The sequence below is a fragment of the Pseudomonas migulae NBRC 103157 genome, assembly GCF_002091715.1.
GTDB classification, from domain to species: Bacteria; Pseudomonadota; Gammaproteobacteria; order Pseudomonadales; family Pseudomonadaceae; genus Aquipseudomonas; species Aquipseudomonas migulae_A.
In genome coordinates, this window is record NZ_BDAG01000079.1 from 1 (window position 1) to 10964 (window position 10964).

Consider the following 10964-nt stretch of genomic DNA (forward strand, 5'->3'; position numbering starts at 1 on the left):
CAGATCCTGGACGATGCGGTCTCTGTAGGAGCCGGCTTGCTGGCGATAGAGGCGCCGCGGTGGGTCTGGATGACCGCCGAGCCCCCATCGCCAGCAAGCCGGCTCCTACAAGTTCGTGTGTTTTATAGAGTGCAATCAACCGGCTCGGCGCAGCAGGAAGACACCCGCCGGCACCAGCACCGTAAACAGCGGCGAGAAACCGAACACCAGACTCCAAGGCCCCAGCAGATCCTGGACGTGGCGGTCTCTGTAGGAGCCGGCTTGCTGGCGATAGAGGCGCCGCGGTGGGTCTGGATGACCGCCGAGCACCCATCGCCAGCAAGCCGGCTCCTACAAGTTCGTGTGTTTTATAGAGTGCAATCAACCGGCTCGGCGCAGCAGGAAGACACCCGCCAGGGCGCACACACCCGCTGGCACCAGCACCGCAAACAGCGGCGAGAAACCGAACACCAGACTCGAAGGCCCCAGCAGATCCTGGACGATGCGGAAGGTGAAGCCCACCAGCACGCCGGTGAAAACCCGCTGACCGAGGGTCACCGAACGCAAAGGTCCGAAGATGAAGGAGATCGCCATCAGTACCAGGGCGGCGGTGACCAGCGGTTGCAACACCTTGACCCAAAATGCCAGCCAATACCGGCCATTGTTCAGGCCCTGATCCGCCAGGTAGTGGATGTAACCCCACAGACCGGTGATCGACAGCGAATCCGGCGACATCACCACGGTACTGAGCAATTGCGGGCTCAGCGCCACGTTCCAGCGCTCGACCGGCGCCGTCACCACTTCGGTGCTCTTGCCATGGAACAGCGTGGTCGTGACATCGCTCAACTGCCAGTGATCCTTGTCGAACTCCGCACGCTTGGCGAAGCTCGAGGACAGCATGTGGCGCTGATCATCGAAACGATAACGGGTCACGCCGTACAGCAGACCGTTGGGTTGCACCGAGTTGACGTGGATGAACTCGTCACCCTGGCGGTGCCACAGGCCATGCTTGGCGCTTTGCGCATCGCCACTGCCCTGAGCCAGCGAGCGATTGGCCTGCGCCGTGCTTTCGGTTGCCGGCGCGATGTACTCGCCGATCAACAGACCGACCAGCATCAACACCAGCATCGGCTTCATCACCGCCCAGACGATTCGCCCAACCGACACGCCCGCAGCGCGCATGATGGTCAGTTCGCTGTGGCTGGCCAGACTGCCAAGGCCGATCAGGCAGCCGATCAGCGCCGCCATCGGCAACATGTCATAGAGACGGCGCGGCGCCGTCAGCAGGACATAGCTCAACACATCGACCAGGGTGTAGGTGTCGCTGGCATCACCCATCTCGTCGATGAAGGCAAACAGCGTCGCCAGACCGAGAATGATCCCCAGTACCGCCAGGATCGCGATGAAAACGCTGCTGCCGATGTAGCGATCGAGCTTAACCACGGGCCACCTCCAGCGCGCTGCGGCGACTTGCCCGTTTCAACTGCAGAGGTTCCCAGTAGAGCAAGCCCAGGCCGATGGCCAGGAAAATCGCGTGAACCCACCACAGACCCAGCGCGGGCGGGATCTTGCCCTTTTCGAGGGCGCCGCGAGCGGCAATCAGGATGCTCAGGTAAGCCATATAAAGAAGAATCGCCGGCAGCAGCTTGAGGAAACGGCCCTGGCGCGGATTGACCCGCGACAGCGGCACCGCCATCAAGGTCACGATGAAGACCAGCAACGGCAACGACAGACGCCATTGCAGCTCGGTGCGGGAGCGCAGGTCGTCACTGCCGAGCAAGGAACGGGTGGGCATCGCATCACGGTCGGTGACTTCGTCGCTCACGTCCGGTTTAGGCAGCAATACGCCGTATTCTTCGTACTTGATTGCACGGTAGTCCGCCTGTCCCGGGTTGCCGTCGTAGCGATAGCCATTGTCGAGAATCAGGTAGCGGTTGCCATCGGGGCGGATTTCCTGACGGCCCTTCTCGGCCACCAGCACGGAAATCCCGCGGTCCGTCTTGTCGGACGAGACGTTCTTTTGCGAAATGAACACGCCACCGAGGTGGATGCGATCATCCGACAGCGTTTCGGTGTAGGTCACCCGGGTTCCGTCGCGCAAGGCCTGGAAGCGACCCGGCTCAAGGGTATCGAACTCGGTCAGGGCGTCCTGCTTGTTCAGCAGCAACTGGAACTGATTGGCGCCTTGTGGCGCGAGGCTCAGGCTCAGCCAGGCCACCACCAGCGCAACCAGCGTGGCCGGAAACAGCGTCATGGTGAACAGGCGTTGCTGGCTCATGCCGGTGGCCGACAGCACGGTCATTTCGCTTTCGAGGTACAGGCGACCGTAGGCCAGCAGAATCCCGAGGAACAGGCCAAGCGGCAGGATCAGCTGCAGGAAACCCGGCAGACGAAAGCCCATGATCAGGAACAGCGAGCCCGGATCCAGAAGGCCGGCGGCCGCCTGGGCGAGGTATTTGATGAAGCGCCCGCTCATGATGATGACCAGCAGCACAGCGCTGACGGCGCTCAAGGTCAACAGGACTTCGCGGGACAGATAACGGAAGACAATCAAACCAGACACTCCAGGGTTGTCAGGCTAAGGCGGCCAAACAAGCAAACGTATCAGGCAGCCCGCAAGACAGAGCCGCCGAAAAAAGTTGGCGCATTATCCTGTGATTGGGTGCGCCTGTCACTGCGCAATGCGCTGGCGCAAGGCTATGCAGGAGCGAGCTTGCTCGTGATGAGCATCAACGATAATGCGGGAAACCTGATACCCCGTGGCGCCCTCAGGTTTTTCGCAAGCAGGCTCGCGCCTACAGGGGCGCCAAAACATTGAAGATCGTACAACCGAGGGTTGTCAGGCTCGGGGACCGAGGTTCAAACTGCGGCCTTTGTCGCAAGCCGTGACTTGCGCCTTTCTATTTATGAGCAGGCTCAAGCAAATACCGTCGAGCCCTCGCGTTTTACCCATTAATTCAGGGACCCCGACATGGAACTGGTTGTAAAAAGCGTTAACCCGCAAACGTTGAAAACCGCCACTCTGGTGGTCGCCGTCAGCGAAGGTCGCAAGCTCGGTGCCGCTGCCAAGCAGCTCGACGAACTGAGCGGCGGCGCGATCAGCGCTGTGCTCAAGCGCGGCGACCTGGCCGGCAAGGTCGGCCAGAGCCTGCTGCTGCACAGCCTGCCGAACCTGAAAGCCGAGCGCGTGCTGCTCGTGGGCGTGGGCAAGGACGAGGAGCTGGGCGACCGCCCGTTCCGCAAAATCATCGCCGGCGTCCTCAGCACCCTTAAAGGTCTGGGCGGCAGCGATGCCGTGCTGGCGCTGGACGAAGTCGTGGTCAAAGGTCGCGACAGCTACGGCAAGACCCGTCTGCTGGCCGAAACCCTGGTGGACGGCGAATATTCCTTCGAGCAGTTCAAGAGCCAGAAAGCCGAACCTCGCGCCCTGAAGAAAATCACCCTGGTGACCATCAAGGCCGCCCAGGCTGAAGTCGAGCGTGCCGTGGCACACGCCACCGCGATCGCCAACGGCATGGCGTTTACCCGCAACCTGGGCAACCTGCCGCCAAACATCTGCCACCCGACATTCCTCGGCGAACAAGCGAAGAACCTCGGCAAAGAATTCAAAACCCTGAAAGTCGAAGTCCTTGATGAGAAGAAAATCAAGGAACTGGGCATGGGCTCGTTCTACGCCGTTGGCCAGGGCAGCGCCCAACCGCCGCGCCTGATCGTGATGCAATACAACGGCGGCAAGAAATCCGAGAAGCCGTACGCATTGGTCGGCAAAGGCATCACCTTCGACACGGGCGGCATCAGCCTGAAGCCGGGCGCCGGCATGGACGAAATGAAGTACGACATGGGCGGCGCCGCCAGCGTCTTCGGTACCCTGCGTGCCGTGCTCGAATTGAAGCTGCCGATCAACCTGGTGTGCATCCTTGCCTGCGCCGAAAACATGCCGAGCGGCAACGCTTCGCGTCCGGGCGACATCGTCACCACCATGAGCGGCCAGACCGTGGAAATCCTCAACACCGACGCCGAAGGCCGTCTGGTGCTGTGCGACGCCCTCACCTACTCCGAGCGCTTCAAGCCGCAAGCCGTGATCGACATCGCGACCCTGACCGGTGCTTGCGTCGTTGCACTGGGCTCCCACACGTCGGGCCTGCTGGGCAACAACGACGAATTGATCGGCCAACTGCTGAGCGCCGGCAAGGCTGCCGACGACCGCGCCTGGCAACTGCCGCTGTTCGATGAGTATCAAGAGCAGCTGGACAGCCCGTTCGCCGACATCGCCAACATTGGCGGCCCGAAAGCCGGCACCATCACCGCCGCCTGCTTCCTGTCGCGCTTCACCAAGAACCTGAACTGGGCGCACCTGGACATCGCCGGCACGGCCTGGACCAGCGGCGGCAAGGACAAGGGCGCCACTGGCCGTCCGGTTCCTCTGCTGACCCAGTACCTGCTGGACCGCGCCAAAGCCTAACCCTGTAGGAGCGAGCTTGCTCGCTCCTACAATTCCCGGGTCAGCTCCTGTCGCTGCCCTGGGCTCAGGAACCGCAATGACCAAAGTCGACTTCTATATCCTGCCCAGCGCCGATCCCTCGGCGCGGCTGGATTTCGCCTGCAAGCTCACCGAAAAAGCCTGGCGCATGGGCCACCGCATCTACCTGCATTGCAGCGATGCCGCCCAGCGCGACGATCTCGATGCGCGCCTGTGGGCCTTCAAGGGCGAAAGTTTCGTGCCCCACGGTCCTGCTGAAAGCGAGCCTGAGGGTTTGATTGTGCTGGGGCTTGGCGATGACTGCGGTCAACATCAGGACCTGCTGGTCAACCTTGACCTGAAAGCCCCGGCGTTTGCCAACAAGTTCGCCCGCGTGGCGGAAGTGGTGGTGGAAGATCCGACGATTCGTGCGGCTGCGCGGGAGAGTTTCCGTTTCTACCGCGAACAGGGCTATCCTCTGCAAGATCACCGTTTACAGCGACTCTGAGCATTCCGATGGACACTCCAAAACCGCTGCAAAAGTCCGCGCACCTGCTGGACGACCTCGAGTCGATCCGCCAATTGCTCGGCGATGACAACCTGCAACCGCCGCTGCTGACCGACACGGTCGAGGACGGAGACCAGGAACAGATTCCGATGTTGTTCGACACGGTCAGCGCCAGCCAGACCACCGTCGAACCGACACCCACTGCCGCTGCCGCGCAACCGGCACCTGCTGCCAGCAAAGGTCCCGACGACCTGCTGCACCTGGACAGCGAACTGCGCGCCGCCGCACAACTGATCATGCAAGACGTGATCGACGACTTCGCCCCGCACATCGAAACCGAAATCAAACGCCGCCTCAGCGCGCGTCTTGAGCGGTTGTTGAACCAGTACAACGACTGAACCTTCTGCAGGAGATTCCATATTTGGGGAGTCCCAAATATGGAGTCTGGCTATCGATACTGGCACTCCTGATCGCGCACGATTGGGGGAACTGCAAAATTCCGCTCGGCAACTCACCTTTTTCCAATAGGAGACTGAAGTTGAGTCCCGCCATTTCATCGAAAAACCCGATCCCGATACAACCCCGATAACGGGCGCAGAATCGTGCTCTCGTATAGGTACGTCTTTCACGCGGGGGTCACTGCAGCCCGTACTTGGGCGCACATATCACCCAATATCAAATAACTCTCAAGAGCTCTCACTGGGGAAACAAACTCCCTATACAACTATTCGAATTAATGGTTTATTCCCACAACCAATTACCGCGCCCCTCAACTAAAAATCTTTCAAAAAACGCTCAACAACCAACAAATAAATCGGTTGATTATTTATCCATCCCTTCTTATATTCGCCCTGCCTTAGCGCACTTGGGGCCGATTAGGATTCGACGCCGGTAACAAAACTCTAGGGGCATGCCGAGTGGGTAACAGCACTCGTAAATCCACTGTTACATACTTGATAGTTGCCAAACTTGCCAACTACGGTGCTCCTGCAATGAACGATTCCTCCTTCAAGGAAAAGATCTACGCCTAAGCACTTCTGGCTGCCTCGGCGCCAGCAATCACCAGGGGATTTCTGTAAACCCGACCTGATTGTCATATAGAACAGAATCGCCGCGTAGTGTGCTGTGGACGTAACGGCTAAATATTACACAGCTCGCCCTTAGCACCCTGCCCCTCGGGCGGCGACGGGTTAACTTAATTGAACGGGCTAAGCATGTAGAACCGACAGCGGAGTACTGGCGGACGGGGGTTCAAATCCCCCCGGCTCCACCAAACGAAGTAGTTACTTCACCCCTTTGCTGACAAAACGTCATTGGCAGCAAAACAGGTCACCTGGAGAGGTGGCCGCCAGGTCATCAGAAGTGATGACCGATCTAAAGCCATCCTCAGGGGTGGCTTTTTTTTTGGTTTTTTATCGTGCTTGAGGCACCAAAAAACAAGTACGACTATCTGATTGATAATGTGCGCATGAGCAAACACATCAACTAACAGAGATAGTTACTCCCGACACAGTTAACTACTTTTTCTTTTTGGGAAGGTTTGTCTGCCGTCTTGGTCAAACCTGACGGCGATACGCCACCCATCTGACGCCCGAAGCTATCTGCGTCCTTTACAGAGGTTGATGTCAAAAGAACGTCCCCACTCATCCCCCCATCACAAAAGCTGGCCTGCACATTCTCTCCGCGCCTGTCCGCCCCCGCTCGCCCTGTGCCCCATGCCCCGCTATACTCGTCGGCTTTTCCTGAATTAATGCCAATAGGGTCCCGCCGCGCATGGATAAGACCTACCAGCCGCACGCCATTGAAACTTCCTGGTACAACACCTGGGAGTCTGAGAATTACTTCGCCCCGCAAGGTGCGGGCGAGTCCTACACCATCATGATCCCGCCGCCGAACGTCACTGGCAGCCTGCACATGGGTCACGGCTTCAACAACGCGATCATGGACGCCCTGATCCGTTTCCGCCGCATGCAGGGTCGCAACACCCTGTGGCAGCCGGGCACCGACCACGCCGGTATCGCCACGCAAATGCTGGTGGAACGCCAACTCGAAGCCCAGGGCCAGAATCGTCACGACCTGGGTCGTGAGAAATTCCTCGAGAAAGTCTGGGAATGGAAGGATCAGTCCGGCGGCAACATCAGCCGTCAGATCCGCCGCCTCGGCTCGTCCGTAGACTGGGGCCGCGAGCGTTTCACCATGGACGACGGCCTCTCGGAAGCCGTTAAAGAAGCCTTCGTGCGCCTGCACGAAGACGGCCTGATCTATCGCGGCAAGCGCCTGGTCAACTGGGACACCAAGTTGCACACGGCGATTTCCGACCTCGAAGTGGAAAACCACGACGAGAAAGGTTTCCTGTGGAACCTGAAGTACCCGTTGGCCGACGGTGCCAAGACCGCTGAAGGCAATGATTATCTGATCGTCGCGACCACTCGCCCGGAAACCATGCTCGGCGACGCCGCCGTAGCGGTTAACCCGAACGATGAACGCTACCAGGCCCTGATCGGCAAATTCGTCGAGCTGCCGCTGGTCGGCCGCCGCATTCCGATCATCGCCGACGATTACTGCGACCCTGAATTCGGCACCGGCTGCGTGAAAATCACCCCGGCCCACGATTTCAACGACTACGAAGTCGGCAAGCGCCACAACCTGCCGCTGCTGAACATCTTCGACAAAAACGCCGCCGTACTGCCGGCCTGCCAGGTGTTCAACCTCGACGGCACACTGAACGAAAGCATCGACGGCAAGATCCCGGCCGAATACGTCGGCCTCGACCGCTTCGAAGCGCGCAAGCAGATCGTGGCTGCGTTCGATGCTGCCGGCCTGCTGGTCAGCGTCAATGATCACGCGCTGAAAGTGCCGAAAGGCGACCGTTCCGGCACCATCATCGAGCCTTGGCTGACCGACCAGTGGTACGTGTCCACCAAGCCGTTGGCCGAACCTGCGATTGCCGCCGTTGAAGACGGCCGCATCCAGTTCGTGCCCAAGCAATACGAAAACATGTACTTCTCGTGGATGCGCGACATCCAGGACTGGTGCATCAGCCGTCAGTTGTGGTGGGGCCACCGGATTCCGGCCTGGTACGACGAGTCGGGCAAAGTCTACGTCGGTCGCGACGAAGCCGAAGTGCGTGCCAAGCACAACCTCGGCCCGGACGTTGCGCTGCAACAGGACAACGACGTTCTCGACACCTGGTTCAGTTCGGGCCTGTGGACGTTCTCCACGCTCGGCTGGCCTGAGCAGACCGAGTTCCTGAAGAAATTCCACTCCACCGACGTGCTGGTGACGGGCTTCGACATCATTTTCTTCTGGGTTGCCCGGATGATCATGCTCACCATGCATCTGGTGAAAAACGAAGACGGCACACCGCAGGTTCCGTTCAAGACCGTTTACGTTCACGGCCTGGTGCGAGATGGCCAGGGCCAGAAGATGTCCAAGTCCAAGGGCAACGTCCTGGACCCGCTGGACATCATCGACGGTATCGAGCTGGAAGATCTGGTGCAGAAGCGCACCTCCGGCATGATGCAGCCGAAACTGGCGAAGAAGATCGAGAAGCAGACCCGCGACGAGTTCGCCGACGGCATCGCCAGCTACGGCACCGACGCCCTGCGTTTCACCTTTTGCTCGCTGGCGTCCACCGGTCGCGACATCAAGTTCGACATGGGCCGCGTCGAGGGCTATCGCAACTTCTGCAACAAGATCTGGAACGCCGCGCGCTACGTGCTGGACAAGGGCGAAGACTGCGGCCAGAACGGCGAAGCCTACGAGCTGTCGCTGGCGGATCGCTGGATCATCTCCCAGCTGCAACGCACCGAAGCTGAAGTGACCCGTCAGCTCGACCAGTTCCGCTTCGACCTGGCGGCACAAGCCTTGTACGAGTTCATCTGGAACCAGTATTGCGACTGGTACCTGGAACTGTCCAAGCCTGTGTTGTGGGACGAAAACGCGCCGGTCGAACGCCAGCGCGGTACACGTCGCACGCTGGTTCGCGTACTGGAAGTCGCGCTGCGTCTGGCGCACCCGTTCATGCCGTTCATCACCGAAGAAATCTGGCAGCGCATCGCGCCGCTGGCCGGTATCGAAGGCAAGACGATCATGCTGCAGCCCTGGCCAGTGGCCAACGAAGAGCGCATCGATCCGGCGGCCGAGAACGACATCGAGTGGCTCAAGGAACTGATGCTCGGCACGCGCAACATCCGTGGCGAAATGAACATCGGCCCGGGCAAGCCGCTGAACATTTTCCTGAAAAACGTCAGCGCCGAAGACCAGCGTCGTCTCACCGAGAACGAAGCCCTGTTGAAGAAACTGGCTCGCCTCGAATCGATCACCGTGCTGGCCGCTGGCGAAGAAGCACCGCTGTCCGCCACCGCGCTGGTGGGCGAGATGGAAGTGCTGGTGCCGATGGCCGGCCTGATCGACAAGGACGCCGAACTGGCGCGCCTGGACAAGGAAATCCTGCGTCTGCAGGGCGAAGTCCAGCGCGTGGGCGGCAAGCTGTCCAACGCCGGTTTCGTCGACAAGGCCCCGGCCGAAGTCATCGAGAAAGAACGCGCCAAACTGGCTGAAGCTGAACAGGCTTTGGGCAAGCTGGCCGAGCAGCATGCGCGGATTGCCAGTCTGTAACGGCAAATCGCAATGAAAGAGGGAGGCCATCTGGCCTCCCTTTTTCATTTCCCACGGTCCTGTAGGAGCCGGCTTGCTGGCGAAGAACGATAACGCGGTCTTTCGGAAACACCGCATCGCCCAGATCGCCAGCAAGCCGGCTCCTACAGAAACGCGCACCGCGTTGTGACGACAGATATGGGACAATACCCGCCACTTTTAGCCATACCCGAATCGACCACGCCCATGAACGCCCCTCGCACCCCCCGCCCTGCGCGCAAAAAGCCTGACTCCGCCACCCCGGCCAAAACCGTGGAACCGCGTGAAAAGGCCAGCCTGCACCCGCGCAATCGCCACCAGGGTCGTTACGACTTCCCGGCGCTGATCAAAACCACGCCGGAACTGGCGAAATTCGTGATCATCAACCCGTACGGCAAGGAAAGCATCGACTTCGCCAGCCCGGACGCGGTGCGGGTGTTCAACCGGGCGCTACTCAAGTCGTTCTATGGCATTGCTCACTGGGACATTCCGGCGGATTACCTCTGCCCGCCGGTGCCGGGCCGTGCTGATTACGTACACTTTTTGGCCGACCTGCTGGCCAGCGTCAACGACGGCGAAATCCCGCGCGGCGCACCGGTCAAGGTGCTCGATATCGGCATGGGCGCCAACTGCGTCTATCCGTTGATCGGTTACAGCGACTACCGCTGGCACTTCCTCGGCTCGGAAATCGACCCGACGGCGGTGGCGGCAGCCAAAGCCATCGTGCAGTCCAACGGATTGAACAAGGCCATTCAATTGCGCCAGCAAAGCAATCCCAAGCACATCCTGCTGGGCCTGCTCGAGCCGGGCGAACGCTTTGACCTGACCATGTGCAACCCGCCGTTCCACGCCTCGATGGACGAAGCGACCAAAGGCAGCGAGCGCAAATGGCGCGCACTGGGCCGAGCCGACCCGAAACGCAAACTGCCGGTATTGAACTTTGGCGGGCAATCGGCGGAATTGTGGTGCGAAGGCGGCGAGGCGCGTTTTGTGACGCAACTGATCGCCGAGAGCGCGCATTTCCAGCACAAAGTGCTGTGGTTCAGCACCCTGGTCTCGAAAGCCTCGAACCTTCCGGCGATTCAGACGGCGCTGAAAAAGGCCGGCGTGCTGGAAAGCCAGGTCGTGGAAATGTCCCAGGGGCAGAAGCAAAGCCGCTTCGTTGCCTGGACCTTCCAGACCAAATCCGAACAGCAGGTGTGGCGCGAGCGTTGGGTGCGTAAAAGCTGAGTAAGGCTATTTCTGACCTGTGAAAATCAAATGTGGGAGCGGGCTTGCTCGCGAAAGCGGTGTGTCAGTCGAATTCAATGTGACTGACCCACCGCATTCGCGAGCAAGCCCGCTCCCACATTGGTTTTGTGGTGTTTGTGCTGAATCACA

8 protein-coding genes and 1 other RNA gene are annotated in these 10964 nt (G+C 59.9%); 6 read left to right on the forward strand and 3 right to left on the reverse strand.

Annotated features, from left to right (window positions below; translation table 11 throughout):
• Window positions 1-135: 135 nt before the first annotated feature.
• From PMI01S_RS31805 to lptF, 3 genes are read right to left on the reverse strand one after another with little or no spacing between them, the layout of a single operon-like run.
• Entirely contained in the window at window positions 136-309 is a 174-nt protein-coding gene (locus tag PMI01S_RS31805) for a hypothetical protein (RefSeq protein ID WP_159439543.1), read from the reverse strand.
• A 51-nt stretch (window positions 310-360) separates the two neighbouring features.
• The gene (gene lptG / locus PMI01S_RS30380) at window positions 361-1422 is read right to left on the reverse strand and encodes an LPS export ABC transporter permease LptG (protein ID WP_084323859.1); all 1062 of its coding nucleotides are present in this window, start codon (window positions 1420-1422) and stop codon (window positions 361-363) included.
• Window positions 1415-2533, reverse strand: coding sequence for an LPS export ABC transporter permease LptF (gene lptF, locus PMI01S_RS30385; RefSeq protein ID WP_084323860.1), 1119 nt, complete (start codon window positions 2531-2533; stop codon window positions 1415-1417). The genes lptG and lptF overlap by 8 nt, the downstream gene beginning before the upstream one ends.
• A 417-nt stretch (window positions 2534-2950) precedes the next feature.
• Here lptF and PMI01S_RS30390 point away from each other — a divergent pair, with 417 nt between their 5' ends.
• The 6 genes from PMI01S_RS30390 to rlmF all read left to right on the forward strand — a co-directional run bounded on the left by PMI01S_RS30390 (window position 2951) and on the right by rlmF (window position 10814).
• On the forward strand, window positions 2951-4441 hold the full coding sequence (locus PMI01S_RS30390) for a leucyl aminopeptidase (protein ID WP_084323861.1): 1491 nt from the start codon (window positions 2951-2953) through the stop codon (window positions 4439-4441).
• 76 nt (window positions 4442-4517) lie between these two features.
• Window positions 4518-4946 carry a DNA polymerase III subunit chi gene (locus PMI01S_RS30395; RefSeq protein ID WP_084323862.1) on the forward strand — a complete coding sequence of 143 codons (429 nt, stop codon included), beginning with the start codon at window positions 4518-4520 and terminating at the stop codon, window positions 4944-4946.
• Between the two features lie 8 nt (window positions 4947-4954).
• Complete coding sequence (locus PMI01S_RS30400) at window positions 4955-5344, forward strand: DNA polymerase III subunit chi (protein ID WP_084323863.1); 390 nt, start codon at window positions 4955-4957, stop codon at window positions 5342-5344.
• A gap of 469 nt (window positions 5345-5813) precedes the next feature.
• Window positions 5814-6219, forward strand: a transfer-messenger RNA (tmRNA) gene (gene ssrA / locus PMI01S_RS30405).
• Window positions 6220-6719: 500 nt separating this feature from the next.
• Complete coding sequence (locus tag PMI01S_RS30410) at window positions 6720-9566, forward strand: valine--tRNA ligase (RefSeq protein ID WP_084323864.1); 2847 nt, start codon at window positions 6720-6722, stop codon at window positions 9564-9566.
• A gap of 225 nt (window positions 9567-9791) precedes the next feature.
• The gene (gene rlmF, locus PMI01S_RS30420; RefSeq protein WP_084323865.1) at window positions 9792-10814 is read left to right on the forward strand and encodes a 23S rRNA (adenine(1618)-N(6))-methyltransferase RlmF; all 1023 of its coding nucleotides are present in this window, start codon (window positions 9792-9794) and stop codon (window positions 10812-10814) included.
• Window positions 10815-10964 lie beyond the last annotated feature (150 nt).